At 71.9% G+C, this 26644-nt stretch carries 28 protein-coding genes; 16 read left to right on the top strand and 12 right to left on the bottom strand.

Annotated features, from left to right (window positions below; genetic code table 11):
* The first annotated feature begins 20 nt into the window (after positions 1-20).
* Positions 21-518 carry a nucleoside/nucleotide kinase family protein gene (locus tag FLP10_RS09980; protein WP_149160720.1) on the top strand — a complete coding sequence of 166 codons (498 nt, stop codon included), beginning with the start codon at positions 21-23 and terminating at the stop codon, positions 516-518.
* 28 nt (positions 519-546) lie between these two features.
* Here the strand turns inward: FLP10_RS09980 and fgd are convergent, their stop codons facing one another.
* The 4 genes from fgd to FLP10_RS09960 all read right to left on the bottom strand — a co-directional run bounded on the left by fgd (position 547) and on the right by FLP10_RS09960 (position 4348).
* The gene (fgd, locus tag FLP10_RS09975; RefSeq protein WP_149160719.1) at positions 547-1575 is read right to left on the bottom strand and encodes a glucose-6-phosphate dehydrogenase (coenzyme-F420); all 1029 of its coding nucleotides are present in this window, start codon (positions 1573-1575) and stop codon (positions 547-549) included.
* A gap of 110 nt (positions 1576-1685) precedes the next feature.
* Entirely contained in the window at positions 1686-2372 is a 687-nt protein-coding gene (locus FLP10_RS09970; protein ID WP_246149985.1) for a glycosyltransferase family protein, read from the bottom strand.
* Between the two features lie 140 nt (positions 2373-2512).
* On the bottom strand, positions 2513-3514 hold the full coding sequence (locus FLP10_RS09965; protein ID WP_149160718.1) for a TIGR03557 family F420-dependent LLM class oxidoreductase: 1002 nt from the start codon (positions 3512-3514) through the stop codon (positions 2513-2515).
* A gap of 54 nt (positions 3515-3568) precedes the next feature.
* Complete coding sequence (locus tag FLP10_RS09960; protein WP_149160717.1) at positions 3569-4348, bottom strand: coenzyme F420-0:L-glutamate ligase; 780 nt, start codon at positions 4346-4348, stop codon at positions 3569-3571.
* Between the two features lie 116 nt (positions 4349-4464).
* Between FLP10_RS09960 and FLP10_RS09955 the strand changes: the two genes are divergently transcribed.
* Positions 4465-4959, top strand: coding sequence for a DUF6328 family protein (locus tag FLP10_RS09955; RefSeq protein WP_149160716.1), 495 nt, complete (start codon positions 4465-4467; stop codon positions 4957-4959).
* Positions 4960-4994: 35 nt separating this feature from the next.
* Complete coding sequence (locus FLP10_RS09950; RefSeq protein WP_149160715.1) at positions 4995-5843, top strand: exodeoxyribonuclease III; 849 nt, start codon at positions 4995-4997, stop codon at positions 5841-5843.
* A gap of 11 nt (positions 5844-5854) precedes the next feature.
* Here the strand turns inward: FLP10_RS09950 and FLP10_RS09945 are convergent, their stop codons facing one another.
* Complete coding sequence (locus tag FLP10_RS09945; RefSeq protein ID WP_149160714.1) at positions 5855-6481, bottom strand: response regulator transcription factor; 627 nt, start codon at positions 6479-6481, stop codon at positions 5855-5857.
* A complete protein-coding gene (locus tag FLP10_RS09940) occupies positions 6478-7683 on the bottom strand; it encodes a sensor histidine kinase (protein ID WP_149160713.1) in 1206 nt (401 codons plus the stop codon). The genes FLP10_RS09945 and FLP10_RS09940 overlap by 4 nt, the downstream gene beginning before the upstream one ends.
* 86 nt (positions 7684-7769) lie before the next feature.
* Here FLP10_RS09940 and FLP10_RS09935 point away from each other — a divergent pair, with 86 nt between their 5' ends.
* The gene (locus FLP10_RS09935; RefSeq protein ID WP_149160712.1) at positions 7770-8243 is read left to right on the top strand and encodes a DUF2871 domain-containing protein; all 474 of its coding nucleotides are present in this window, start codon (positions 7770-7772) and stop codon (positions 8241-8243) included.
* On the opposite strand, the gene FLP10_RS09930 is transcribed toward FLP10_RS09935, so the two are convergent.
* Positions 8227-9066, bottom strand: a complete 840-nt coding sequence (locus FLP10_RS09930) for an SDR family NAD(P)-dependent oxidoreductase (protein ID WP_149160711.1) — start codon at positions 9064-9066, stop codon at positions 8227-8229. The genes FLP10_RS09935 and FLP10_RS09930 overlap by 17 nt on opposite strands.
* A 262-nt stretch (positions 9067-9328) precedes the next feature.
* Here FLP10_RS09930 and FLP10_RS09925 point away from each other — a divergent pair, with 262 nt between their 5' ends.
* Genes FLP10_RS09925 through FLP10_RS09915 form a run of 3 tightly spaced genes read left to right on the top strand, consistent with a single transcriptional unit; the run spans position 9329 to position 12322 of the window.
* On the top strand, positions 9329-10195 hold the full coding sequence (locus FLP10_RS09925) for an ABC transporter ATP-binding protein (RefSeq protein ID WP_246149984.1): 867 nt from the start codon (positions 9329-9331) through the stop codon (positions 10193-10195).
* Between the two features lie 59 nt (positions 10196-10254).
* The gene (locus FLP10_RS09920; RefSeq protein WP_149160710.1) at positions 10255-11304 is read left to right on the top strand and encodes an aliphatic sulfonate ABC transporter substrate-binding protein; all 1050 of its coding nucleotides are present in this window, start codon (positions 10255-10257) and stop codon (positions 11302-11304) included.
* A 10-nt stretch (positions 11305-11314) separates the two neighbouring features.
* The gene (locus FLP10_RS09915; protein WP_210418373.1) at positions 11315-12322 is read left to right on the top strand and encodes an ABC transporter permease; all 1008 of its coding nucleotides are present in this window, start codon (positions 11315-11317) and stop codon (positions 12320-12322) included.
* 226 nt (positions 12323-12548) lie between these two features.
* On the opposite strand, the gene FLP10_RS09910 is transcribed toward FLP10_RS09915, so the two are convergent.
* The gene (locus FLP10_RS09910) at positions 12549-12956 is read right to left on the bottom strand and encodes a TetR-like C-terminal domain-containing protein (protein WP_210418372.1); all 408 of its coding nucleotides are present in this window, start codon (positions 12954-12956) and stop codon (positions 12549-12551) included.
* Positions 12957-13137: 181 nt separating this feature from the next.
* On the opposite strand from FLP10_RS09910, the gene FLP10_RS09905 reads away from it, so the two are divergent.
* Genes FLP10_RS09905 through FLP10_RS09890 form a run of 4 tightly spaced genes read left to right on the top strand, consistent with a single transcriptional unit; the run spans position 13138 to position 15406 of the window.
* A complete protein-coding gene (locus FLP10_RS09905; protein WP_149160708.1) occupies positions 13138-13467 on the top strand; it encodes a PadR family transcriptional regulator in 330 nt (109 codons plus the stop codon).
* 1 nt (position 13468) lies between these two features.
* Positions 13469-13834 carry a DUF1048 domain-containing protein gene (locus FLP10_RS09900; protein ID WP_149160707.1) on the top strand — a complete coding sequence of 122 codons (366 nt, stop codon included), beginning with the start codon at positions 13469-13471 and terminating at the stop codon, positions 13832-13834.
* Between the two features lie 31 nt (positions 13835-13865).
* Positions 13866-14645, top strand: coding sequence for an ABC transporter ATP-binding protein (locus tag FLP10_RS09895; protein ID WP_149160706.1), 780 nt, complete (start codon positions 13866-13868; stop codon positions 14643-14645).
* On the top strand, positions 14642-15406 hold the full coding sequence (locus FLP10_RS09890) for an ABC transporter permease (RefSeq protein ID WP_149160705.1): 765 nt from the start codon (positions 14642-14644) through the stop codon (positions 15404-15406). The genes FLP10_RS09895 and FLP10_RS09890 overlap by 4 nt, the downstream gene beginning before the upstream one ends.
* On the opposite strand, the gene nhaA is transcribed toward FLP10_RS09890, so the two are convergent.
* Positions 15399-17351, bottom strand: a complete 1953-nt coding sequence (nhaA, locus tag FLP10_RS09885) for a Na+/H+ antiporter NhaA (protein ID WP_149160704.1) — start codon at positions 17349-17351, stop codon at positions 15399-15401. The genes FLP10_RS09890 and nhaA overlap by 8 nt on opposite strands.
* Positions 17352-17594: 243 nt before the next feature.
* On the opposite strand from nhaA, the gene acs reads away from it, so the two are divergent.
* The gene (gene acs, locus FLP10_RS09880; RefSeq protein ID WP_149160703.1) at positions 17595-19604 is read left to right on the top strand and encodes an acetate--CoA ligase; all 2010 of its coding nucleotides are present in this window, start codon (positions 17595-17597) and stop codon (positions 19602-19604) included.
* Between the two features lie 561 nt (positions 19605-20165).
* Here the strand turns inward: acs and FLP10_RS09875 are convergent.
* The 3 genes from FLP10_RS09875 to FLP10_RS09865 are packed head-to-tail and all read right to left on the bottom strand — an operon-like array spanning position 20166 to position 23073.
* Positions 20166-21755 (bottom strand): polysaccharide deacetylase family protein, encoded by a 1590-nt coding sequence (locus tag FLP10_RS09875; protein ID WP_149160702.1) that lies wholly within the window; start codon positions 21753-21755, stop codon positions 20166-20168.
* A gap of 36 nt (positions 21756-21791) precedes the next feature.
* The gene (locus FLP10_RS09870; RefSeq protein WP_149160701.1) at positions 21792-22544 is read right to left on the bottom strand and encodes a DNA alkylation repair protein; all 753 of its coding nucleotides are present in this window, start codon (positions 22542-22544) and stop codon (positions 21792-21794) included.
* A gap of 1 nt (position 22545) precedes the next feature.
* The gene (locus tag FLP10_RS09865; RefSeq protein WP_149160700.1) at positions 22546-23073 is read right to left on the bottom strand and encodes a hypothetical protein; all 528 of its coding nucleotides are present in this window, start codon (positions 23071-23073) and stop codon (positions 22546-22548) included.
* A gap of 105 nt (positions 23074-23178) precedes the next feature.
* On the opposite strand from FLP10_RS09865, the gene FLP10_RS09860 reads away from it, so the two are divergent.
* The 4 genes from FLP10_RS09860 (at position 23179) to FLP10_RS09845 (ending at position 26617) form a co-directional block, all read left to right on the top strand.
* Entirely contained in the window at positions 23179-23679 is a 501-nt protein-coding gene (locus tag FLP10_RS09860; protein WP_149160699.1) for a GNAT family N-acetyltransferase, read from the top strand.
* Positions 23680-23838: 159 nt separating this feature from the next.
* Positions 23839-25296, top strand: a complete 1458-nt coding sequence (locus tag FLP10_RS09855; protein ID WP_149160698.1) for a DUF6421 family protein — start codon at positions 23839-23841, stop codon at positions 25294-25296.
* Complete coding sequence (locus FLP10_RS09850; protein WP_149160697.1) at positions 25289-25981, top strand: SDR family NAD(P)-dependent oxidoreductase; 693 nt, start codon at positions 25289-25291, stop codon at positions 25979-25981. Before FLP10_RS09855 ends, FLP10_RS09850 begins: the two co-directional genes overlap by 8 nt.
* A gap of 240 nt (positions 25982-26221) precedes the next feature.
* Complete coding sequence (locus FLP10_RS09845; RefSeq protein WP_149160696.1) at positions 26222-26617, top strand: PPOX class F420-dependent oxidoreductase; 396 nt, start codon at positions 26222-26224, stop codon at positions 26615-26617.
* The last annotated feature ends 27 nt before the right edge of the window (positions 26618-26644 follow it).

Raw genomic sequence — 26644 nt, 5'->3', positions numbered from 1 at the left:
CACGGGCATACCGTGGAGGTATGAGCGACACGACCGATGCGACCCGCCTGACCGACGCTCGACGCGACCAGCTCGACTCGATCGTCGACGAGTTCCTCCACAACTCCCCGCGCGGCCGCCGGCTGCTCGCGGTCGACGGTGCCTCGCCCGAGCAGGCCGCCCGCTGGGCCGACGACCTCGCCGCCCGGCTGCGCGCCAAGGGCCAGCCCGCGACGCGGGTGTCGAACGGCGACGCCGGCGAGCAGGCGCTGCGCGCCGAGACGATCGAACCGTTCCGCGCGGGCACCCTCGCGGGCGCCGACGACCCCGACGCTGTGCTCGTCGTCGACGGGCGCGGCCTGCTCGACGGGTCGGCTCACGGGCTGTGGCACTTCCGCGTCTGGACGCTGGCCGGCGCCGAACTGCCGAACTCGGGCGCCGACATCATCGTCGACGCGACTGACGAAGACGCTCCGACGCAGTTCTTCTACGACTACTGCAAGCTGCCGCCGAGTGTGAATCCGCCCGGGCTGCACTGAGCCGGGTTCACCACGCCCCCCTGACCGGTTACTGCCCGGCTCGGGCCCGCAGCCGCGGCGCGAGGTCGCGCTCGAACAGCTCGAGGAACCGGCGCTGGTCGTGCCCCGGCGCGTGGAACACCAGGTGGTCGAAGCCCCAGTCGACATACTGGCCGATCTGCTCGACGACCTCGTCGGGGTCGGTGCCGACGATCCAGCGCTTCGCGATCTGCTCGATCGGCAGCGCGTCGGCGGCCCGCTCCATCTCGACCGGATCGGTGATGTCGTGCTTCTGCTCCTTCGAGAGCGACAGCGGTGACCAGAACCGGGTGTTCTCGAGCGCCGCGTCGAGGGTCTCTTCATACGACAACTTGATCTCGATCATGCGGTCGAGCTGCTCGAATGAGCGGCCGCCGGCCTCGGCGCCCTCCTTCGCCGCCGGGATCAGCTGGTCGACGTACAGCTCGGCGCCCTTACCCGAGGTGCAGATGAACCCGTCGCCCGCACGCCCCGCGTACTTCGCCACGGTCGGCCCGCCGGCCGCGATGTACACCGGCACCGCGATATCCGGCCGATCGTAGATCGACGCGCCGTGCGTCGAGTAGTACTCGCCCTCGAAGCCGACCTGGCCGTCCTCGGTCCAGAGCGCGCGCATCAGCCGCACCGCCTCGCGCAGCCGCGCGAACCGCTCGCGGAACTCGGGCCAGTCCTGCTCGCCCGCACCGCGGAACCCGGTCGCGATCTCGTTCAGCGCCTCACCGGTGCCGAAGCCGGCGATGATGCGGCCCGGGTACAGGCACCCGAGCGACGCGAACGCCTGCGCCAGCACCGCCGGGTTGTAGCGGAACGTCGGCGTCATGACGCTCGTGCCGATCTTCACCGTCGACGTGCGCTCGCCGACCGCGGCCATCCAGGTCAGCGAGAACGGTGCGTGCCCGCCCTCGTGCCGCCACGGCTGGAAGTGATCGCTCGTCCACACCGATTCCATGCCGTGCTGCTCGGCGAGCACCGCGATCTCGACGAGCTCACGCGGGTTGAACTGCTCGGCGCTGGCCTTGTATCCGAGGGTGAGGGTCATACTTCGATCCTTCCACGCCCACCCGTCATTCGAGTGGGCAGAGAACGCTCGAAGGCACCCGGACTCGCGCGTTCTCTGCCCACTCGATCTGCGGCGAGGCTGCGGCGCGGTCAGGGGCCGAGCCAGGGCAGGGATGCCGCGAGGCGCGCGACCTCGGCGGCGGTCGCCCGACCGACTCCGAGGGCGACGGCCTCGGCCAGGGCTGACGCGGTGTCGACATCGCGTCGCAGGGTCGGCCATGAGGACGCATCGGATGCCCCGAGCTCGACGAACCCGGCCGCGGAGTGCCGCGCCGCCGAGTCGTGCCCGAACCGCGGCGCGAACGGCACGCCCGCGCGGGCGGTCGCGAGGGTGGTGCCCGTGCCGTCGGCGTCGCGCACGAAGGCGAGCGGATGCCGCGCCGCGGCCTCGAGCGCCGCCGCGAGGTCGACCGTGCGAAGGGCCGGCAGGTCGCCGAGCAGCACGCCGACCGGCGGGGCCTCCGCGGGGTGCGCGCCACTTGAGCGCCCTCCGCGCCATTCGGACTGGCGCGACACGCGCGTGGGTGGCGCAGAGCCGATAGCGGTCGCGCCCGCCGCGGCGATGCCGTCGGCGATCGCGGGTTCGAGCCCGCGCACCTCGGGCTCGGCGACGAACTCGGCGGCGCCGGCGAGCGCGCGGTCGTCGGCGACCACGAGCACGCGCCCGACGCCGGGGGTGGCGAGCGCGACCGCGACGGTGTCGGCGGCGAACGCGCGCGCGAGCGCGGCCCGGTCGTCGGGCCCGACCTCGGGCGCCAGGCGCGTCTTCGCGCGCAACGGCGACTTCACCGGAATGACGAGGGTCCAGACATCCGGGCCCGCGCGCTCTGCGCCAGTTCGCCGCCCGCTGCGCCATTCCGGCTGGCGCGGAGGTCGGGCAGCTGGCGCAGACGCCGAATCCGGCAGCTCGCCCGCGCTCATCGGTGCAGCCCCGGCAGCACCTCGCGGCCGTACACCTCGAGGAACGCGCGCTGGTCGCGCCCCACCTGGTGCACGTAGACCCGGTCGAAGCCGAGGTCGAGGGCCCGCTGGATACCCGCACGGTGCACGTCGGGGTCGGCGCCGATGAGCATGCGGCCGGCGAAGTCGTCGGGGCGCACGGTGCGGGCGACGTGCTCGAAGTCGAACGGTGAGCGGATGTCGCCGCGCGGGATGCGCAGCCCCGCGATCGGCCACTCGGCGACGGCATTCGCGATCGCCTCCTCGTCGGTGGGCGCCCACGACACGTGCAGTTGCAGCACCTTCGGCATGCGAGACGCGTCGCGGCCGACCTCGCGCGCCCCCTCGGCGAACTTCGTCAACAGCACCGCGAGCCGGTCGTCGCCGGGCGCCCCCGTCGTGATGAGCCCGTCGACCGTGCGACCCGCCCGCTTCGCCGTGACCGGGCCGCCAGCCGCGACGAGGATCGGCGGCGCGACCTCGGGCATCGTCCACAGCCGAGCCGACTCGAGCTTGAAGTCCTGCCCGGCGAACCGCACGTCACGGCCCGCGATCGACGCGGCGAACAGGCGCTTGATCAAGTCGACCGCCTCGAACATGCGGTTGATGCGCTCGGGCGGCTCTGGCCAGTACCGCCCGACGACGTGCTCGTTCAGCGCCTCGCCCGACCCGATGCCGAGCCAGTGCCGGTCGGGGTGCATGGCGGCGAGCGTCGCGGACGCTTGCGCGACGACGGCGGGATGCATCCGGTAGCCGGGGGTCGTGACGCCCGGACCGAAGTCTCCCGTGGTGCGCGCGGCGATCGCGGCGAGCACGCTCCAGACGAAGGATGACTCGCCCTGCGCCGGCAGCCACGGCTGGAAGTGGTCGCTCGCCATCGTGCCGGCGAACCCGTGCCGTTCGGCGAGCGCGGCGAGCTCGACCGCCTCGGCGGGCGGGAACCGTTCGAGCATCGCGGCATAGCCGATGTGCGCAGGCATGCCTCAATCCTGCCCTGTCGCGTGGTCCGCCGGTCGACCGGCGGAGAGGACGGCTCAGGAGTGCAACGGCCCCTCGGCCTGCGCCTCGTCGAAGCCGGCACGGTAGCCCTCGTCGTACGCCTCGTCGGCGCCGAGCCGGAACAGGTCGCGTTCGGCGGGCCGCACGATGCTGCGCGCGCCCGGCAGGTCGAGGTCGCCGACGTAGCGCCCGAGGCCCCGCACGATCGCCACGGGCACGCCCGCCGACTTGCCCTTCACGAGCTCGGCCGCACCGGCGATCTCGTCGGCCACGCACGGCATGGTGACCGCGAGCGCATTGCCCGAGGCATCCGTCGAACCGCGCAGGTCTTCGAAGACGTGCACGCCGGCCGCGCCGATCGCCAGGTCGGTCTGCCCCTCGCGCCAGGCGCGCCCCACGGTGTCGGAGACGATCACGCCGACGTGCGCGCCGGTGAGGGCGCGCAGGCCGGTCGCGAGGTCGCGAGCGGATGCGTCGGGGTCGACGGGCAGCAGCAGCACCGTGCCATCCGGGGCATTGGAGGCGTCGACCCCGGCCGCGGCCTGCACGATGCCCTGCCGGTTCTCGACGATGCGGGTGACGCCGCCCTCGAACTCGCGGGTGGCGACGACGCGCACCGTCTCGGCGGTGATCGCGTCCTCGCGATCGGATGCCTCGATCACCCGCCCCTCGGCCTTCGACACGATCTTCGAGGTCACGACGAGGATGTCGCCGTCTTCGAGTTCGGTCGCGGCGGCGATGATGCCGGCGAGGTCGTCGCCCGCCGTGATCTCGCCGATGCCCTCGACGCCTACGACACTGAAGCCCACGCTCACCCCCGGATGTCTCGCCGACCATCATTGCAGTTCGCCGTGCGCGTCGCCCTGAGACATCCGGCCGAACCGATCGCAAGCCCTCGTCTCGGCCGCACCCGACCGCGTACGATCCGACCATGACGCACGCCGACATCCCGGGCGACGGGCGCTCCGAGACGCCCACCGAGAAGGCCGACCGCAACTGGAACGACATCCTCCAGGAACTGCGGGCCGTGCAGACCGGCACACAGCTCATCACCGGCTTCCTGCTCGCCGTCGCGTTCCAGCCGCGGTTCACCGACCTCGACGCGTACGAGGTCGGCCTGTACCTCGTGCTGGTGGTGCTCGCGGGCCTCGCGACCGTGCTCGGGCTCGCGCCGATCATCATGCACCGTCAGCTGTTCGGGCGCCGCCAGAAGCCGCGACTGGTGCGCACCGCGAACCGGCTGCTCATCGCGCTGCTGGTCGTCGTGTCGATCCTCGCGGCCGGGGTCGTGAGTCTCATCTTCGACGTCGCGGTCTCGCGCACGGCCGGATTCGTGGCCCTCGGCGTGTCGGTCGTCATCGTCGTGCTGTTCTGGATCGCGGTGCCCCGCATCGGACGCCGGGCCGCGACGGACGCGGGCGCGTAGCATCCGGGTCGGCGGTGCCGCTTACGCTGGATCGCATGCGCATCGCCACCTGGAACGTCAACTCGATCCGCACCCGCCACGCTCGGGTCGTCGACTGGCTGGTGCGCGAAGACGTCGACGTGCTCGCGATGCAGGAGATCAAGTGCAAGCCCGAGCAGTTCCCGCACGAGGCGTTCGAGGCGGCCGGGTACGAGGTCGTCGCGCACGGGCTCAACCAGTGGAACGGGGTCGCGATCGCCGCGAGGCATCCGATCACCGAGGTCGAGACGCACTTCCCCGACCAGCCCGGGTTCCTGAAGGGACATGAGGGGCCCGACCTGCCGATCGAGGCGCGCGCGCTCGGGGCGACCGTCGGCGGCGTGCGGCTGTGGAGCCTGTACGTGCCCAACGGGCGCACCCTCGCCGACCCGCACTACGTCTACAAGCTCGACTGGCTCGCCGCACTGACCGAGTACACGCGTGCCGAGACCACCGGCCGGCCCGAGGTGCCGTTCGCGCTCATGGGCGACTTCAACATCGCGCCGTTCGACGTCGACAACGGCGACCCGGCCGTGCGGGTGGGGGTGTCCACGCACGTGTCGCCCGAGGAGCGCGAGGCGTTCTTCACCCTCGAGAACGCGGGCGTCGCCGACGTGGTGCGCGCGCGGGTGCCCGAGGGCCTCTACACGTACTGGGACTACCAGCAGCTCAAGTTCCCCCGCAACGAGGGCATGCGCATCGACTTCATCCTCGGTTCGGCGGCGTTCGCCGAGCGGGTGACGGATGCTTCGATCCACCGCAACGAGCGCAAGGGCACCGCGCCGAGCGACCACGTGCCGGTGCTCGTCGACCTCGCCGACGCCGAGGGCGACGACGAGGACTTCGACCGGCCGATGTTCCTGTAGCGGTCGGCGGATCAGTCGCGCAGCACGCCCCACTCGCGGGCGCGCGCGACCGCGTCGGTGCGCGAGGTCGCGCCGAGCCGATGATTGATGCGGGCGAGGTGCGACTTCACGGTCGCCTCGCTGAGATGGAGAGCCGCGGCGATCGCACGGTTCGACTCGCCGGCCGCGACGAGTTCGAGCACCTCGAGCTCGCGGCGGCTGAGCGGGGCGAGCTCGGCGCGTTCGGCGAGCAGCACGGCGCCGCGCACCGGGTCGCCTGCCGCCGCCGAGCGGATCGCGGCGACCAGCACGTCGGGCGGGGCGTCCTTCAGCAGGTACGACGTGGCGCCCGCGTCGATGGCGCGCACGATGTCGCGGTCGCTGTCGTAGTTGGTGAGGATGAGCACCGCGGGCGGAGCGACCCATCCCTGCGCCGCCGCACCCGAGCGGATCAGGCCGGTCGCTTCGGCGCCCTGCATCCCGGTCGGGAACTGCAGGTCCATGAGCACCACGTCGGGTCGCAGGGTCGCGATCGCGTCGATCGCGGCGGATGCCTCGCCGAGATCGGCGACGACCTCGATATCGGGCTCCGACGACAGCACCGCCCGCAGGCCGGCCCGCACGACGGGGTGGTCGTCGACGATGAGCACGCGGATCACGCCGCCCTCCCGGGAACGGTCACGGCGACGGCGGTGCCGCGCCCCGGCGCCGACTCGATGCTCAGCGTGCCGCCGAGGGCCGCCGCACGCTCGCGCATCGACTGCAGACCGAACCCCGAGGTGGTCGCCGGGTCGAAGCCCGCACCGTCGTCGACCACGTCGAGGGCGACCTCGCCCGACCCGAGATGGCTCAGCGTCAGGTCGACCCGGGTGGCGCCGGCGTGCCGCACCGCGTTGGCGACCGCGCCCTGGGCGATCCGTAGCAGCTCGCCCGCCGTGACCTCGTCGAGGTCGTGCGGGTCGCCCGTCACGTGCGCGCCGACGGGCACCTTCGAGATCGCGGTGGTCTCGACGGCGAGCCGCTGCAGTGCGGCCGCGAGTCCGTCCGTGGCATCCGCCCGCAGCCCGGCGATGAACCGGCGCGACTCGGCGAGCGCATCGCCCGCGGTCTCCCGAGCGAGCCGGACGTCGGCCCGCACGGCCGGGTCGAGCGCACCGCGCTCGGCCGCGTGCAGCAGCAACTGGATGCTCGACAAAGCCTGCGCGACCGTGTCGTGCAGGTCGCGGCCGATCCGCGCCCGCTCGGCGAGCACGCCGGATTCGCGTTCGGCGGCGGCGAGCCGATCCCGGGTGTCGGTGAGTTCGCCGATCAGCCGGTCGCGCTCACGTGCCTGCCGGATGAACGCTTCGAGCGCGGCCGAGATCACGACCGCGACGGCTGCGCCGAGCACCGGCCCGATCACCCCGCCGAGCGACCACCCCGATCGCAGCCCGGGCACGACCACGGCGATCGCGGTGATGCCCGCCACCCAGGCGATGCCACGGAGCCCGGGCCGCTCGTGCAGCACGATGAAGCACAGCGGGAACGCGAGGAACAGTGCGTCCGCGGCGACCCAGACGAGCCCCGCCCAGATCAGGACGGCGGCGGCGAGCCAGACCAGCCGGATCCGTCGGGCACGCCGGGCACGCCCCTCGGTGCCGGCCGCGGAACGCGCCCCGACCGCGCAGCACGCGACGAACCCGGTCACGCCCGCGAGCGTCGCGATCGCGGCCGGCGTCCATCCGGATTCCGCGATCCCGATGCACGCGCGCAGCACCACGATGGCGACCAGCCCGACCAGCAGCGCGGCGACCGCCCAGCCGAGCACGGTGAGGATCCGCGCGATGCCCGGCGGATCGCCGCGGTGGTGCGACCGGGTCATGGCTCGAGGCTACCCGGCCGGCGCCGGCCCCGATTCATCCGTTCGGATGAACGCGCGCACCCGCGCGACGCGACAGGCTCGACCGCATGAGACGACTCTTCATCGCAGCCTGCGTCTACCTCGCCGCCGGCCTCGCCGGTGGCCTCTTCCACCGCGAGTTCACGAAACTCACCGGGTTCCCCGAGGGCGGCGCCACGCAGCTCGCCGTGGTGCACACCCACCTGCTCACGCTCGGATTCCTCGCGATGCTGCTGTTCCTGGTGCTCGAGCGGGTCTTCGCGCTCAGCCGGTCGCGCCTGTTCGGATGGTTCTTCTGGACGTACAACGCGGGTCTCGTGCTCACCGCCGGCATGCTGGCGCTGCACGGGTCGCTCACCGTACTCGGGCTCGAGAGCTCGAAGGCGATCGCCGGCATCGCCGGCACCGGTCACCTGCTGCTGGGCGTCGGTACCGCGCTGCTGCTGGTCGCGCTGGGCAAGCGGCTGCGGGCAGACCGCATCGCATCGGCGGATGCCCCGCTCAGCGCTGCATCGGATGCCCCGCTCAGCGCCGCCCGGTGAACCCCTGCATCGAGCGGTAGACGCCGAAGCCGTCGCCCACGACGCGGTCGAACACGCGCGTGGGCAGTACGGCGCGCAGCACGCGTGAGAGGCGCACGCTCGACGGCAGCTCGAGCAGCGGATCGCCGGCGAGCATCGACTGCCATACCCGGTCGATGACGTAGTCGGGCTCGAGCACCGGCGCGAGCAGCGGGCCCGTCGCACCGGCGAACATGCCGGTCGAGATGTAGCTCGGGGTCACGGTGAGCACCTTCACGTGCCGGTGCCCAGCCTGCTCGAGCTCGATGCGCAGCGAGTCGCTCCAGCCGATGACGGCCGCCTTCGACGCGGCGTAGGTCGCCATCCGCGGGTTGCCGAGCGTGCCGGCCGCGCTCGCGATGTTCACGATGCGCGCCTCGCGGGCGGGGTCGGCGATCATGCCCGGCAGGAACTCGCGGGCGACGTACATCGGCGCGAGCGCGTTGACGAGCATGGTCGGCCGGATGTCGTCGCCGCTGTCGGTCTCCCAGAAGTACCGGTTGCCGCGCACGATGCCGGCATTGTTCACGACGATGTCGGGGTTGCCGACCTCTTTGCGCACCTTCTGCGCGTGCTTCGCGATCGCGCCGAGGTCGCCCACGTCGACCACGTAGGTGTGCACTCGGGTACGGCCGCGCGAGCGGGCGCCGAGCTCGTCGGCGGTGCGGGCCAGGGCGTTCGCGTCGCGATCCCAGAGGGTGACGGATGCCGCGCCCTCCGCCACGGCCCGCTCGGCGTACATCCGTCCCATGCCGGCGCCGCCCCCGGTGATGAGCAGTGCAGCGCCGCGAACCGTCCTCGTCATACGGCAATTCTCCCCCGCCCGACCACCCCCTCCTGAGGAAATCGGGCTCCCCGTGGATGCCTTTTTCAGGAGTTCCTGCGCCGTGAAGCGGCTCGACACGGCGTGTCGTCCTGAAAAGCGATCGGTTTCGATGCCTGGCTCCTGAAAAGGGCATCCGCGGGGCGGTGACGCGTGTTACGTCGTGGGTCGGGTGACCGCGACAGGATCTGCGCGTGTGGGTAGCTTCAGAGCACCGCCAATCCACGTTCTTCGGAGATACCCCGTGTCCGTCGCAGCAGCTTCCGCCTCGGCCGGCGTCGCCGGCACCGCGGTCGGCGTGCGCCTCGCCGGCCTCGGCCGCGCCTTCGGCGATCGCCCCGTGCTGCGCGACATCGACCTCGAGGTGGTGCCGGGCGAGATCGTCGCGATCCTCGGCCCGAGCGGCTGCGGCAAGTCCACGCTGCTGCGCATCGTCGGCGGGCTCGACCGGGCGACGGCAGGCTCGGTCGAGATCGACGGCTCGCCCGTCGGCGACTACGACGTGCGCTGCGCGGTCGGGTTCCAGGAGCCGCGCCTGCTGCCGTGGCGCTCGGTCGAGCAGAACGTCGCGCTCGGACTTCCGCGCGGCACGCCGCGGCCGGCCGGTCGCGCCCGGGTCGCCGAACTGCTCGAGCTCGTCGGGCTGGACTCGTTCGCTCGACACCGGCCGCGCGAGATCTCGGGCGGCATGGCCCAACGCACCTCGCTGGCGCGGGCACTCGCCCGCCGCCCCGAGGTGCTGCTGCTCGACGAGCCGTTCGGGGCGCTCGACGCACTCACCCGGCTGAAGATGCAGGACCTGCTGCTCGATGTGCACGCGGCCGCCCCCACGACCGTGCTCCTCGTCACGCACGACGTCGACGAGGCGCTGCAACTCGCCGACCGGGTCATCCTGCTCGGCGCCGAACCCGACGACGACGAACTCGGCCAGGCAGCCCCGGGCGCCGTGATCCGCCAGATCGTCACCGTGCCGGGCCACCGCCCGCGCGACCGCGGCTCGGCCGAGCTCGCCGAACTGCGCGGACGCCTGCTCGACGGACTCGGCATCGACCGGCACGGGCAGGCCCGTGGCATCCCATCGACCGCGACCATCCCGCACTTCCCGTACTGAATCGCACCGCACCGCACCGCACCCCACCGCCCTGCCTCGCCCACGAAGGAGTCCCGCCCATGTCCCGCTCCCGCTTCCTCCGCTCCGCGCTCGCGGCCGGCGTCGTCGCCGCAGCATCCGCCCTGGTTCTGACCGGATGCGTCGCCGGCGAAGGCCAGGCCGCCGCACCCGCACCCGAGGCTTCCGAGGCCGGCGACGCCGCCTCGCTCGAAGGCCAGACCCTCGCGATCGACTTCGCGACCTACAATCCGCTGAGCCTCGTGATCAAGGACCAGGGCTGGCTCGAAGACCTCGGCCTCGAGGTCACCTGGGTGCAGTCGGCGGGGTCGAACAAGGCCAACGAGGCGCTGCGCGCGGGCGCGATCGAGGTCGGCTCGACCGCGGGCTCGGCGGCGCTGCTCGCCCGGTCGAACAGCTCGCCCATCCAGGTGATCGACCTCTACTCGCAGCCCGAGTGGGCCGCACTCGTGACCGTCGACGGCACGGGCATCTCGTCGGTCGAGGACCTCAAGGGCAAGCAGGTCGCGGCCACCAAGGGCACCGACCCCTACTTCTTCCTGCTGCAGTCGCTCGAGGCCGAGGGCGTATCCCCCGACGAGGTCACCGTGCAGAACCTGCAGCACGCCGACGGCTGGGCCGCACTGCAGAACGGCTCGGTCGACGCGTGGGCGGGCCTCGACCCGATCATGGCCGGTGCCGAGGAGTCGGGCGCGACGCTGTTCTACCGCAACGTCGACTTCAACTCGTACGGGTTCCTGAACGCCACCGAGGACTTCATCGCGAACAAGCCCGAGGTCGCGCAGGCCGTCGTCGACGCCTATGCGAAGGCCCGCGAGTGGGCCGAGGCGAACCCCGAGGAGACCGCGCAGATCCTCGCCGACGTCGCCGGCCTCGACCTCGCGGTCGCGACGAAGGTCATCGACGAGCGCACCAACCTCGACGTCGACCACGTGCCCGGCGACGCGCAGGTCGCGGTGCTCGAGAAGATCGGCCCGATCTTCGTCGAGCTGGGCGACGTCGCGTCGCAGCAGCAAGTCGACGACGCGCTCGACACGCTCATCAACGACGAGTTCGCCTCCGCGGCGGACGCGTCGCGCTTCGAGGGCTGAGGCTGCGCAGATGACGGATGCCTCGCGCGGAACGCGCACCGGCGAGCCGGCCTCGCCCGGCCACGAGCGGGCGGATGCCTCGGTGACCTCGGTCGACCGGCAGTTCCGTTCGCCCGTGGTCGACGGGGGGCTCGCGGTCGCGACTGCGGGCGAACTCGGGGCGTCGGGCATCGACCGACCCGAGCGGCTGCCCGGATCGGGCATCGGCCGGCCGGGCGGCGAGGCATCCGTCACCTCGGCGCCGGGCGCACGCCGTCGACTCGTCGACCGTCGCTGGTTCCGCATCGTCGGCGGCGCGCTGATCCCGATCGTGCTGCTCATCACGTGGCAGGTCGTGTCGACCTCGGGCGCGGTGCCCGTGTCGCAGCTGCCGAGCCCCGAGATGGTGTGGCTCGCCGCCGTCGACCTCGCGCAGCGCGGCCTGCTCGGACTCTACGTCGCGATCTCGACGCAGCGCGTGTTCATCGGGTTCGCGTTCGGCGCTGCCATCGGGCTCGCGGCCGGCGCGATCGTGGGGCTCTCGAAGCTCGGCGACATCCTGCTCTCGCCGACACTCGGCGCGATCCGCGCCGTGCCGTCGCTCGCGTGGGTGCCGCTGCTCATCCTCTGGTTCAAGATCGGCGAAGAGTCGAAGATCATCCTCATCGCGATCGGCGCGTTCTTCCCCGTCTACACGATCGTGGCGGCCGCGCTGCGGCACGTCGACCGGCAGCTCTTCGAGGCCGGGCGCGCGTTCGGTCTGCGCGGGGTGCGCCTGTTCACGGCGGTGCAACTGCCGGCCGTCGTACCCTCGGTCGTGTCGGCGCTGCGGCTCGCGCTCGCTCAGGCGTGGCTGTTCCTCGTGGCGGCCGAACTCATCGCGAGTTCGATGGGGCTCGGGTTCCTGCTCGTGGACTCGGGCAACAACGGCCGCATCGACCGGATCTTCCTCGCGATCATCCTGCTCGCGATCCTCGGCAAGCTCACCGACGCGCTCGTCGGACTGTTCGAGAAGTGGGCGATCAAGCGCTGGGCGTGAGCCCTCCCGCCCCCTGAGCCATCCGCCCACTGAGCCACCCGCCCCAACCTGCACGCGCGCCCACCCGGGCTTCGGGCTCGGCTCTGCGCCAGTTGCGCGTCCTCCGCGCCAGGTCGGATGGCGCGGAGTCGCCCGAAGCGGCGCAGCCGGGGGACGGGGGCCGGCAGTTCGCGGGTTCGCGGGGGGCGGCGGGGCCGGGGCGGGGGCGGCGGTTGGCGGCTCGGCGTCAGGGGCGCAGGCCGTTGAGCGCGGTGCCGATGAGCGCGTCGAGGTGGGCATCGTCGAGCGGACCGCTGCGCTGGAGCCACCGGTTGAGCACGGGCCCCCAGATCAGGTCGATCGCCACCTCGAGGTCGAGGTCGGCCGCCAGTTCGCCTGCCGCTTGCGCGCTGCGCAGGCGCTGCCGCTTCGCCTCGCGCAGGGGCGCGTCGAGCCGCTCGTGGTACGCGGCGGCGAGGGTCTCATCGTGCGCGATCTCGGTGGCCAGCGCACGCATCGGCTCCGCAAGCTGCGGATTGTTCAACTCGGTGGCGGTCGCGCGCAGCACCAGCGTCAGGTCGGCCCGAAGGTCGCCGGTGTCGGGAAGCCGCGGCGGCTCGCCCTCACCCGCCTGACCGCACCCGCCTGACCGCACCCGCCTGCCCTCGCGCCGCCGACACATTCCCGCTGCGCCACCTCGACGACACCCGCGCCACTTCGGCTGGCGCAGACCCTGACGAAGTGGCGCGGCGGGGTATTCAGTGTTGCTATCTACTAGTACTCATGCTTACTATGTACCAGTACTCAGCAACACCGACTAGCAGAGCGGGGGTCTCATGGGCAAGCAGATGACCGAGATGCTGAAGGGCACCTTGGAGGGCATCGTGCTCGCGCTGATCGCGGGGCAGCCCGCATACGGGTACGAGATCACCGCGCGACTTCGCGAGCAGGGGTTCACCGAGATCGCCGAGGGCACCATCTACGCGCTGCTGGTACGCATCGAGCAGCGGGGACTCGTCGATGTCGAGAAGGTCCCCTCCGAGAAGGGGCCGCCGCGCAAGGTGTACTCGCTCAACCCCCGGGGTCGGGAAGACCTCGATGAGTTCTGGAGGACCTGGAGCTTTCTCGCAGACCGGATCGAAGAGCTCCACACGAAGGGAAACTGACATGGCCGCGAAGTGGATCGAGACGATCACCGGATCGCTCGACGACAAGAAGCAGTACAAGCAGTACAAGGCTCGCCTCGAGGCGCTGCCCGGCAAATACCGCACCGCCGCCCAGGCGCTCGACCGCTACGTCATCTACTCGGGCGGCGTCGTGAAGGCCGACGTGATGCTCAAGATGTTCGACGACCTGGCCACGCTCTTCGAGCAGGCCGCCGCCGACGGCACGCCCGTCAGCGCGATCGTCGGCGACGACCCCGTGGAGTTCGCCGAGACGTTCCTCGCGAACTACGCCGACGGGCAATGGCGGAACAAAGAGAAGCAGCGCCTCACCGACGCGATCGGCGAGGCCACCGCAGACGAGAACTGAGGCCCGCTGGCCTCGGCGGGAGGGAACCACCGTGAACACCGCACTCCAACCGGCGATCCACGTGCGCGGCATCGAGAAGTCGTTCAAGGACCTGCACGTACTGCGGGGCGTCGACTTCGACGTCGCATCCGGCTCGATCCTCGCCCTGCTGGGCTCGAACGGGGCCGGCAAGACGACGCTCGTGCGCATCCTGTCGACGCTGCTGAAGGCCGACGCGGGCACCGCGACGGTGCACGGCTTCGACGTGGCCGAGAAGCCCGGCGACGTGCGCGAGTCGATCAGCCTGACCGGGCAGTTCGCCGCGGTCGACGAGGTGCTCACCGGCCGCGAGAACCTCGTGCTGGTCGCGAAGCTCCGCCACCTGACGCAGCCGGGCGCGATCGCCGACGACCTGCTCGCGCGATTCTCGCTCACCGAAGCGGGCGGGCGTCGGGCGGGAACGTACTCGGGCGGCATGCGCCGCCGACTCGACATCGCGATGAGCCTGATCGGCGACCCGCCGATCATCTTCCTCGACGAGCCGACCACCGGCCTCGACCCGCAGTCGCGCATCGAGGTCTGGCAGACCGTGCGGGCGCTCGCCGACGGCGGCACGACCGTGCTGCTCACCACGCAGTACCTCGACGAGGCCGAGCAACTCGCCGACCGCATCGCGATCCTGCACCAGGGCACCATCATCCAGAACGGCACGCTCGCCGAGCTCAAGCAGCTCCTCCCGGCCGCCCAGGTCGAGTACGTCGAGAAGCAGCCGACGCTCGAAGAGGTCTTCCTCGCGCTGGTCGGCGCACCGACCGGAACGGAGTCATCATGACCACGCACGTCCTCGGCGACACCCGGGTGCTCACCGGGCGTTCACTCACCCACATCCTGCGCAGCCCCGACACGATCATCACGACCGCGGTCACCCCGATCGCGCTGATGCTGCTGTTCGTGTACGTGCTCGGTGGGGCGATCAACACCGGCACCGACCAGTCGTACATCGACTACATGCTGCCCGGCATCCTGCTGATCACCGTCGCCTCGGGTGTGGCCTACACCGCATACCGGTTGTTCCTCGACCTGCAGGGCGGCATCTTCGAGCGGTTCCAGTCGATGCCGATCTCCCGGTCGAGCGTGCTGTGGGCCCACGTGCTGACCTCGCTCGTGGCCAACCTCACGTCCCTCGCGATCGTGGTCGGCGTCGCGTTCATCATGGGGTTCCGCACCGGGGCATCCGTCACAGCCTGGCTCGCGGTCGTCGGCATCCTGGTGTTGTTCACCCTCGCGCTGACCTGGCTCGCGGTCGTCGCGGGGCTTTCGGCGAAGACCGTCGATGGTGCGAGCGCGTTCAGCTACCCGCTGATCTTCCTGCCGTTCATCAGCTCGGCGTTCGTGCCGACCGAATCCATGCCGGGGCCGGTCGCCTGGTTCGCCGAGAACCAGCCGGTGACGAGCGTCGTGAACACCATCCGTGCGCTGTTCGCCGAGCAACCGGTGGGCGCCGACATCTGGATCGCCCTCGCGTGGCTCATCGGCATCCTGCTCGTCGCCTACGCCTGGGCCGTCGCGATCTACCGCCGCAAGCTCAGCTGACGTCCTCGGAACGACGTTCGACCGGCCGCGACGCGGGATCCGACGAGGATCCGGCCGTCGCAGCCGTCGCGTCCGACGCGTCCGTCGCAGCCGGTGCCGTCTCCTGCAGCGCTCGGATGAGCGATCGCGCGTCGAACGGCCCGCGATGCCTACGCCCGTTGACGAACAGCGTCGGCGTCGAGGTGATGTCCATCGCCTCGGCATCGAGGATGTCGTCGCGCACGCGATTCGCGACCTGTGCGCTGGTCAGGTCGGATTCGAACCGGTCGACGTCGAGACCGAGCTCGACGGCACGCCGCGAGATATCGGCGGGGAGCAGGTGATCCTGGTCGGCGAAGAGACTGCGCTCCATCTCGAAGAAGCGGCCCTGCAGCGCCGCCGCCTCGGATGCCTCGGCCGCCGCCAACGCGTTCGGATGCACCTGGGTGAGTGGGGCGTGCCGCCATGCGTAGCGGAGTCGGTCGCCGAGCACCTCGTGGACCTCTTGGATCGACCCCGAGGCCTTCAGGCAGAAGGGGCACTGGAAGTCGCCGTACTCGACGATCGTGTACTCGGCGTCGTCGGGCCCGAACACGTGGTCGCGAGCGGGATCCACCGGTCGGGCGAGCGTCTCTCCGATGCGCTGCTGCGGGGCGACCGCGTCGGAGATCCGGAAGATCACGGTGGCGAGCAGGAACGCGACGACCGACGCGGCGAGCACCCCGACCCGCGCCTCGTTCTGCGCCGCGGGGTCGTCGATCGCGAGATCGACGATGAACAGCGAGATCGTGAAGCCGATGCCGCAGAGCGCGGCGCCGCCCGCCATGCGCGCCGTGGTGAGCCCCATGCCGAACTCGCCGACGCGCAGCGCGCGCAACAGGGCGGTCGACCCGAACACGCCGACGAACTTGCCGACGACCAGACCCGCGAGGATGCCCCAGGTCACCGAGGAGACCGCGGCGGCTTGCAGGATCTCGCCGCTCAGGTGCACCCCGGCATTCGCCAGTGCGAACACGGGCAGCACGAAGTACGCGATGTACGGATCCCAGGCCGACTGCAGCCGCTCGTTGATCGAGATCGACTCGCGCAGGCTGTTCGCCGCTTGCCGCGCGTACTCGCTGTTGGGCGACTGGCGGAAGGTTCGCGCGAGCTCGAGGGCGTGCTCCACATCGCGGCGGGTCGGCCGGTAGACGGGCACGAGCAGTGCGATGGCCACGCCCGCGAGCGTGGGGTGCACGCCCGACGCGAGGAAGCAGAGCCAGACGAACACGGCGAGCGTCGCGTAGACGGGCCCCCGGCCGCCGCGAAGGTATCGGGTGAGGTACACGCCGGCGAGGCCGACCGCCGCGAACGCGAGCGGCAGCGGATTGAAGTCCTGGGTGTAGACGAGCGCGATGATGCTCAGCGCTCCGATGTCGTCGACGACGGCGAGCGCGAGCAGGAACACGCGCAGCCGGCCCGGCACCTTCGGCCCGACGAGTGCGAGGGCACCGACGAGGAACGCCGTGTCGGTCGAGATCACGATGCCCCAGGCGTGCTCGTGGCCGCTGCCCGACGCGACGAGCACGTACAGCAGGGCGGGCACGGCGAGGCCGGCGAGCGCGGCCGCCACGGGCACGAGCGCACGCGACCAACTGGTGAGCTCGCCGATCGCGAACTCACGACGCACCTCGAGGCCCACGGTGAAGAAGAACATCGCCATGAGCGCGTCGTTGACGACCGAGTGCAGGGTGAAGTCGAGCCGCAGATCGGCGACCCCGATCGACAGTTGCGTCTCCCAGAAGGCCTCGTAGCCGCCGGCGGACGCGTTCGCCCACACGATGGCGGCGACCGTCGCCACCAGCAGCAGGATCGCCCCGGTCCGGTTGCGCCCGAGTTCGCGGAGGGCGTCGACGAACGACCGGCGGGGTGGGGTCTCCTCGGGCGGGGGTTCCGAGGCGGCCTGGGGGATCGTGACTTCCGACATGGGGGTCCTCTCGAGGACGTGGGCGGACGCGACGAAGTGCGGTGCGATGTGCGCCACGCTAATCCGGCGACCAAGCGGCGTCCACACCCGGGCCCCTGGTGCGCACCCGGGAGTTCCTCGGCCACCGCCCGGGGTTACGGGGCATGACGCGGGGGCCCACCTCGGGCGGGCTGGTCGCCTAGCGTCGAAAAGGTACGGATGTCTCGCGCCGGCGCTGCCGCGACCGATTCGCAGAGGACGCCCATGACCATCGACACCTTGCTCGACGAGCGCCGGCGATTCGCGCCGTCAGCCGAGTTCGCGGCGCGCGCGAACGTCACCGCCGCCGACGCCGAAGCGCTGTACGCCGAGGCAGCCGCCGACCCGGTGGCGTTCTGGGAGCGACAGGCCGAGCGGCTCGACTGGGCCGAGCGGTGGCAGACGGCGCATACGTGGGTGCACCCAGTGCCGTCCGCTTCTCGAGAAACGGATGAGCCCGTCGGCGCGACCTGGTTCTCGGGCGGGCGGTTGAACGCGGCCGTGAACTGCGTCGACCGGCACGTGGCATCCGGCCGAGGCGACAAGGTCGCCTTCTTCTTCGAGGGCGAGCGCGGCGACCGCCGCTCGCTGACCTACGCCGAGCTCGAGCGCGAGGTCGCGAAGGCGGCGAACGCGCTGACCGAGCTCGGCATCGGCCAGGGCGACCGGGTGGTGATCTACCTGCCGGTGCTGCTCGAGACGGTGATCGTCACGCTCGCGGTCGCGCGGCTCGGCGCGGTGCACTCGCTCGTGTTCGGCGGGTTCTCGGCCGAGGCGCTGCGGTTCCGCGTCGAGGACACGGGCGCGAAGCTGCTCGTGACGACCGACGGCCAGTTCCGGCGCGGGCAGGCGGTGCCGGTGAAGGCGGCCGCCGACGCCGCGGTCGAGGGCGTGGGGCACGTGGAGCATGTGCTCGTCGTCCGGCGCACGGGCGACGAGACGCCCGACATCCCGTGGACGCCCGGCCGCGACGTCTGGTGGCACGAGCTCGTCGACCGCCAGCCCGACACCCACGAGCCCGAGTTCTTCGACGCCGAGAACCCGCTGTTCATCATCTACACGTCGGGCACGACCGGGCGCCCGAAGGGCCTCGTGCACACGACCGGCGGCTATCTGACGCACGCCGCGTACACCCAGTGGGCGGTGTTCGATGTGAAGCCCGATGACGTGTACTGGTGCACCGCCGACCTCGCGTGGGTGACCGCGCACACCTACGAGCTCTACGGGCCGCTGCTGAACGGCGTGACGAGCGTGATCTACGAGGGCACGCCGAACACCCCGCACCCGGGCCGGCACTTCGAGGTCATCGAGCGGTACGGGGTGACGACGTACTACACGGCGCCGACGCTGATCCGCAGCCTCATGACGTGGTTCCCGGCGGGCGTGCACGGCTGGAACCTCTCGAGCATCCGACTGCTCGGCTCGGTCGGCGAGGCGATCAACCCCGAGGCATGGGTGTGGTTCCACCGCGAGATCGGCGGCGGCCGCGCGCCCATCGTCGACACGTGGTGGCAGTCCGAGACGGGTGCGGCGGTGCAGGCGCCGCTGCCCGGCGTCGACACGCTGAAGCCCGGTTCGTCGCTGCGCGCGCTGCCCGGTCTGCGCACGCGCGTCGTCGATGAGGAGGGGGCCGACGTCGCGCCCGGACGCGGCGGGTACCTCGTCGTCGACGGCACCTGGCCGGGCATGGCGCGCACGGTGTGGGGCGACCCCGACCGGTACCGCGCGTCGTACTGGGAGCGCTTCGCGCACCGCGGCTCGTTCTTCTCGGGCGACGGCGCGAAGCTCGACGCCGACGGCGACGTGTGGCTGCTCGGCCGGGTCGACGACGTCATCAACGTGTCGGGGCACCGGCTCTCGACGATCGAGATCGAGTCGGCGCTCGTCGCGCACCCGTCGGTCACCGAGGCGGGCGTGGTCGGCGTGTCGGATGCGACGACGGGCGAGGCGATCGCCGCGTTCGTGGTCGCCGGCGACGGCGTCGAGGGCCACCCGGATGCCTCGGGCGAAGCATCCGCCCGCGCTGCCGCGCTGCGTGCGCACGTGGCATCCGCCATCGGACCGATCGCGAAGCCGCGCGATGTCGTCTTCGTCACCGACCTGCCGAAGACCCGCTCGGGCAAGATCATGCGCCGGCTGCTGGTCGACCTCGCCGAGGGTCGCACGCTCGGCGACACCACCTCGCTGCAGGATTCGACGGTGCCGACGCGCATCGCGGAGCTTCTCGCCCGCTGAGCCTGCGTTCGCCCCCCTGCGCCGGGGACGCTCGTCGCCGCTCACCCCTCACCCCCTCTGTCGCCCCCTCTCTCGCCCTCCCTCGCCCTCCCTCGGGGACGCTCGTTGCCGCCTCGAGCTCGCGCACGCGACCACAAGCGACCCCGACGAGAAGGATCGGCCGCACGACGCAGAATCGCCCCGCCCCACCGGGGACGCTCGTTGCCGCCTCACGCCCCCGCAAGCGGCCACAAGCGATCCCGACGAGAAGGATCGGCCGCACGACGCAGAATCGCCCCGCCCCACCGGGGACGCTCGTCGCCGCCTCGACCTCGCGCACGCGACCACAAGCGACCCCGACGAGAAGGATCGGCCGCACGACGCAGTATCGCCCCGCCCCACCGGGGACGCTCGTTGCCGCCTCGAGCTCGCGCACGCGACCACAAGCGACCCCGACGGCAAGACGCGGGCACGGCACGGCACGGCACGGCGCGGCGCGGCACGGCACGGCGCGGCGCGGCGCGGCGCGGCACGGCACGGCACGGCGCGGCGCGGCACGGCACGGCACGGCGCGAGCTGCGCTCACGGCCCGTGCGAGACCAAGGTTCCCGGCGGGGGCAGCACCCCGCCGAACTGCGCGCCGACGGTCGCGAGCGTGAACCCACGCGCGCGCAGGCCGTCGATGATGCCCGCGGCCGCTTCGACCGTCTGCGCGTGCGTGTCGTGCATGAGGATGATCCCGCCGCGCCCGACGGCGCCGACGGCGTACTCGGTGAGCGGCCCGACACCGGGATCGCGCCAGTCGTTCGTGTCGACGCTCCAGACGACCCAGACGAGCGGCACGAGTGCGCGCACGCGATCGTCGGATGCCCCGTACGGCGGCCGCACCATCGCCGGCGCCTTCCCGGTGACCGCGGCGATCGCCGCCTGCGTGCGGTCGATCTCGGCGCGCACCTGGTCGTCGGGCAGCTTCGTGAGGTCGGGGTGGCCCCACGTGTGGTTGCCCACCTCGTGCCCCTCGGCCGCCGTGCGCCGCACCGTGTCGGGGCGGTTGCCGACGTACCCGCCCTGCACGAAGAAGGTCGCGGGCGCCCGCCGCGCGGCCAGCGTGTCGAGCAGCGCGTCGGTGAGGTCGGTCGGCCCGTCGTCGTAGGTGATCGACGCGCAGGCGACGAGCGTGCAGTCGACCGGGTCGGCCGCGGTCGGCGCATCGCCCGCCTCGAATGGCTCGTCGGCGCGCACGGCATCGAGGATGCTCCGCCCGAACCCCGTGAGCCATGGACCCACGAGCCTCGCGGGCACCATCACCGTCACGGTGTACTCGCCCGACCCATCAGGGCGCACCGGCCACGGCACCGCGATCACCACGCCGTCGGCGACGACGGTCGTGTCGGCGAGGATCGCCCGCGCCCCCTCGGGCGTGACGTCGCGAAACGGCGCCGCACCCGGCGGCAGCCGGTTGCCGAGCACGAGCGCGCGGGTCACCTGGCCGAGCACCTGCCGTGAGGTCTCGGGGCGATAGAGGTCGGCGCCGTCGCCGAGGGCGCCGTCGGGCGAGAGGTACTGCACGGCGCGGGACGCCGAGGCGGTCACCCCGGCCTCGCGGCGCAGCACCACGATGCGCTCGCCGAGCATCGATCCGGATGCCGCGACGACGGTGCATCCGATCGAGAACGCCCGCGCGCCCGCCGGGGGCGCGGTTCCTGCGCACGCCGGGCCCACCCCGCCGGGCGCGATGTCGACGCCGGGAACCCACGCGCCTCCGAGCGACGAGGCGTACCCGTGCGCCGCACCGGCGACGAACCCGTCGAGCCGGTCGCCGAAGCCGGTGCGGCCTGGCGGCGTCGCCCACCGGGCGACCGCGGTGAAGTCGGCACCGGCCATAGCCGCGAGCCTGGAGACGAGCCCGGGCGCCTCGTCGGGAGCGAGCCGGGGGATCTCGCCGGCCGTCGCGAGCCGAGGCTGCGGGGCCCGCCCGAGGCGATCGTCGCCGTCGAACCACGGCGGCACCGGCTGCGGTTCGACCGGAACGCCGATGCCGAGCCGTTCGGGGCGGCCCACCGACCAGAGTTCGTCGTCGACGGGAGCGGCCGCGCAGCCGGCGAGCAGCACCGCCGCGACCAGCGCGGCGATGCCGCCGAGCGCCGCACGGCGACGGTTCCCCCACCCCATGCCGTCACCCTACGCGGGCGGCGATCGATGAGGCAGTCAGCGCATCGCGCGGTACGCGGCGCGATGGCCCGGGTCGAGGTGCTCGGTCGCGTACGAGAGCATGACGCGGGGCATGCGCGCGGCGTGCTCGTCGAGGAAGGCGAGCAGCTCGTCGCGCGAGACCCGTTTGCCGACCTCGCGCAGCATCCAGCCGACGGCCTTGCGGATGAGGTCGTGCGGGTCTTCGACGAGCCGGGTCGCGACCTCGATCGTCGGGCGTGCGTCGCCCGCCTTGATGGCGGCGAAGGTCGCCACGACCGCGACGCGGCGGCTCCAGACCGAGTCGGATGCTGCGAGGCGAGCGCTGAGCGGCGGGAAGGGGTCGGCAGCCGGGGCGGGGAGGAACAGGATGTCTCCGACCAGGTACTCGGCCGTGACATCCACCAGGTCCCAGTTGTCGACGTGCCCGGCGTCGAGGTGCTCGAGGTATGCCGCGTGCAACGCCTGGCGCTGCGCGTCGTCGCGCGTGCGCGGCTTGCTCGCCGCCCGGAACCGATCGACCATGACGACCAGCCCGCACACGCGGTGCTCGTGGAACGGGCTCGCGACGAGCTCGTCGATCTCGGCTTGGGGCAGGTCGGCGAATCGCTTGGCGACGGCCCGGACCTGCGGCATCGTCACGCCGACGAATTCGTCGCCCTCGCCGTAACCGCCCGGCCCGGTCTTGAAGAACCAGGCGTAGGCCTCCGCACGCTCCGCGCTCGCCACTTCGGCGAGCGCGGAGCAGACGTCGGAGGCCGTCGCCGGCATGTCAGGCGCGGGGTGCGTCGCCCTCGGCGGGCGCGGCGGGGGCCTCAGGCGCGGCCGGGGCCTCGACCGCCTCGACGGCTTCCACGACCTCGGCGGTCTCGGTGGCGGCAGGCGTGGCGGGGGCGGCGGCGGGCGCGGCGGGCGCGGCGGGAGCAGCAGCGGCGGCGGCGACCGCCTCGACCGAGTCCTCCTCGAAGCCCTCGTCGTCGGTGTCGTCGTCGAACTCGTCGGCGTCATCGTCGGCGGCCGCGCTCGAGAACGCGCCGAGGGCGATGAGCACGCCGAAGACGGCGAGTGCGATGATGACGCCGATGATGCCCGCGCCGAGCAGCGTGGAGGCGATCTGCAGTTCGGCCTGGCCGCCGTACACGTCGGCCGCGGTGGCGGTGGGGCTCTGCAGGGCCTCGACCAGGGCCGTGTTGGCGGTCGCGACGCGCAGTGCGCCGTAGACCGCGACGGCGCCGGAGCCGATCAGGGTGATCGCCGGCGCCAGCAGGGCGACGGCGGTGGACGGGCGGCGTGCGGACATAGCTGGGCCTCTCGGTGGAAGTCAGGGACTCGCCAACCGTACGCGAATCGCCTTTCGATCCGCTATGCCTTCCGAGCCGGCGAGATCGGATGTCACGATGGGCCCATGACCGAGGCATCCGACCCCGCCGAGCCGACCGACGCCACGCGACTCGAGTTCGTTCCGATGACCGACGAGGACGTCCTGCTGTGGCTGCCCGAGTCGATGTCGTACTACGAGGAGGCCAGGCTGCAGGCCGGCGACACCGAGGCGGGGGCGGCGGCGGCCCGTCAGGCGTCGATGGACCGCTTCTTCCCCGACGGCCGGCACCTCATCGACGGGCAGTTCCTGTTCGCGATCGTCGCCGACGGCGAGGATGTCGGCTGGCTCTGGCTCGGGCCGTGGGGCGACGGCGACCAGTGGTGGGTGTGGGACATCCATGTGCGTGCGCCCCACCGTCGGCACGGCTACGCGCGAGCGGCGATGGCGTACGCGCAGCGGTTCGCGCGCGAGCACGGCGCACCCGTGCTCGGGCTCAACGTGTTCGCCAACAACGTCGCCGCGATCGACCTCTACGAATCGCTCGGCTTCGAGGCGGCGTCACTGCATATGACGAAGACGCTCTGATCCTGCGCAGAACCGCAGCCACGCGCAGCAAACCCGCGTCGATTCACAATCAATCGCGGATGATTCGCTTCTAGCCTGGGATGCAGCGACGCAGCTGCGCCGCGATCCCCGCCGCGCCCGATCCCGTTCGCGGCCCGATCCCGAGGAACGGAGGTTCCGATGTCACAGACCACCATGGCGACGATCGTTGGCGAACCCGAGGTCCTCGAGGACGCCCTCACCGTGACGCCCGAGGTCATCGCCCTCGCCGACGGGGTCGAGCACGACCCCGCGTGGCTTCGCCTCAAGGAGTCGGCGACCGCGTTGCAGGCACTGCAGGTGAAGGACGGCTCGGTGCCGGATGTCTCGGGGCCCGAGGCATCCGATCGCTCCGAAGCACCCCGCTCCGAGGCATCCGAGCTTGTCGACGCGATCGTGGAGTCGATCGCCGCGCTCGCACCGCGCTTCCCGCACGAGGCCGCCTACCTCGAGGCGCTGCAGACCGACTTCCGACGGTGGCAGCGCGAGGGGTTCGGGGTGCCCGACTTCCTCGACTCGCTGGTCGAGTTCCAGCCGCAGCGGTACCGGGTCGACGGCATCCGGCACCTCGTGGTGTTCCCGATGGTCACGCAGAACGGCTCGCCCGACCGGCACGTCGAGGCGCTCGTGGTCGAGACGATCTGGCCCGAGTTCATCGCCGACCTCGAGGCATCCGCCTACTCGAACAAACTCTTCGTGAGCCTGCGGCTCGTCGACTTCACCCCCGGGTACGACACGAACTCGGCGGTGCTGTTCCCCGAGACCGTCGCGATGCGCGAGATCCCGCCGTTCACGTGGGGCGCGATCTTCCAGGACCGCGAGGCGGCCCGCTACCGCCGGGTCGTGCGCGCAGCATCCGAGATCACGAAGCTCGACCTGCCCGACGACGCGGCGCGACTGCTCGACGACCAGAACCTGGCAGAAGAGACCTTCGTGATGTGGGATCTCATCCACGACCGCACCCACATGCGCGGCGACCTGCCGTTCGACCCGTTCATGATCAAGCAGCGCATGCCGTTCTTCCTCTACTCGCTGGAGGAGCTGCGGTGCGACCTGACCGCGTTCCGCGAGTCGGTGAAGCTCGAGCGCGACCCCGCGACCGATGCCACGGTGCGCGAGCACGCGAAGCTCGTGCAGTACGCGGTGATCTTCGACCGGATCTTCCGGTTCGCGATCACCGGCTCGCGCGTGCGCAACTACGACGGGCTCGGCGGGCAGTTGCTGTTCGCCTGGCTGCACCGGAAGCACGTGCTCGAGTGGACGGATGTCTCGCTGAGCTTCGATTGGTCGGCGGTGCCCGACGCGGTGGTCGAGCTGGGCGACGCGATCGACGAGCTGTACTGGAAGTCGATCGACCGGCCGAAGACGGCGCACTGGCTCGCCGCGTACGACCTGGTGCGCTCGGTGCTCACGCCGAACCCGGCGTCGGTGTGGGCCGAGGGCCTGCCGCGCGAGGTGCTCGCCGGCCCGCCCAAGGGGTACACCGATCTCGTGATGGACGACGAGTTCCCCCTCTCGATGTTCTACGAGGCGCTCGACAAGAAGATGAAGGCGGTCATCGAGTCGACGGTGGGCATCACCGGGACGACGGATGACTGACGCGGGGCTCCCTGAGCCTGTCGAAGGGAAGGCCCCCGGCGTCGTCGGCCGGACGGTGCTCATCGCGGGAGCGACGAGCGCGTCTGGCCGGGCCGTCGCCGCGGCACTGCTCGAAGCCGGCGCGCGGGTGATCGCCGTCGGCAGCGATCGCGCCCGCATCGAGGAGCTCGAGACCGACCTGCCGGGTCTCGTCGGCGAGGTCGCCGACCTCACCGACGAGGACGAGGTGCTCGAACTCGCGATGCGCGTGCACGCGGCCGTCGGCGACGTCGACGGCGTCATCCCGCTCGTCGGCGGCTGGCGCGGCGGCGGCGGCATCCTCACCCAGAGCGACGAGGACTACCGGGCGATCGAGCGCTCGCTCACCGCGCTGCGCTTCGTGAGCCGCGCCTTCTGGGACGACCTCGTGAACTCGCCCGCCGGTCGCATCGCGATCGTGTCGTCGACCTCGGTCGGCGCGCTGACGGCGGGCGGCGCGAACTACGCCACGGTGAAGGCGGCTTGCGAGACCTGGATGCAGGCGCTCGCGCACGGCTTCGCGGGGTCGGATGCCGCGGCCGCCGCCGTGACGTTCCGGGTGCGATCGCTGGCGGGCCTCGAGGGGCCGCTCGCGGCATCCGTCGTCGCGCTCTGGGATGCGCCGGCCGCCGACCTGAACGGCACCGTCACCACCCTCACCGCCTGAACCCCTGCCCTTCCCCCTGCCCCCTTCCCCCTCCGCCCTTCCCCCTCCGCCCTTCCCCCTTCCTCACGCCCCCTCCACCGATTGGACGCGTTTCGGCGCCAGCCGGCTCGCGAAGACGCCGAAACCCGTCCGATCGGCGCGGGTTGCGAGCGAGGGGGGCGGGGCGGGCATGCTTTGAGGCATCCACGCGTTGTCGAAGGGAGTGCGCGCGACGCCGCGCGCCCCGACAGGAGGACGAGCATGACCGTGATCCCCGATGACCTGACCGACCTGCTCGAGCGCCCGCTGTTCGGCGCGCTCGGCACGATCAAGCCGAACGACACCGTGCAGGTCAACCCGATGTGGTTCGAGTACGACCCGGCCGACGACGTCATCCGGTTCACCCACACGACGTACCGGGCGAAGTACCGCAACCTGCAGCACAACCCGGCGATGAGCCTGCTCGTCATCGACCCCGACGACCCGATGCGGTTCCTCGAGGTGCGCGGCAAGCTCGTCGACGTCACCCCCGACCCGACGGGCGAGTTCTACGTGCGGCTCGGCACGCGCTACGGCGATCCCGAAACGCCCGCGCCCGCGGACAAGGCCGACCGGGTCGTGCTCACCATGTCGGTCGAGCGCACGCAGCGCAAGTAGGCTCCCGCGTCGCTGGCGGCGTCGCCC

The organism is Agromyces intestinalis, assembly GCF_008365295.1.
Lineage (GTDB): Bacteria > Actinomycetota > Actinomycetes > Actinomycetales > Microbacteriaceae > Agromyces > Agromyces intestinalis.
This window is presented reverse-complemented; position numbering and strand designations above follow the sequence as displayed.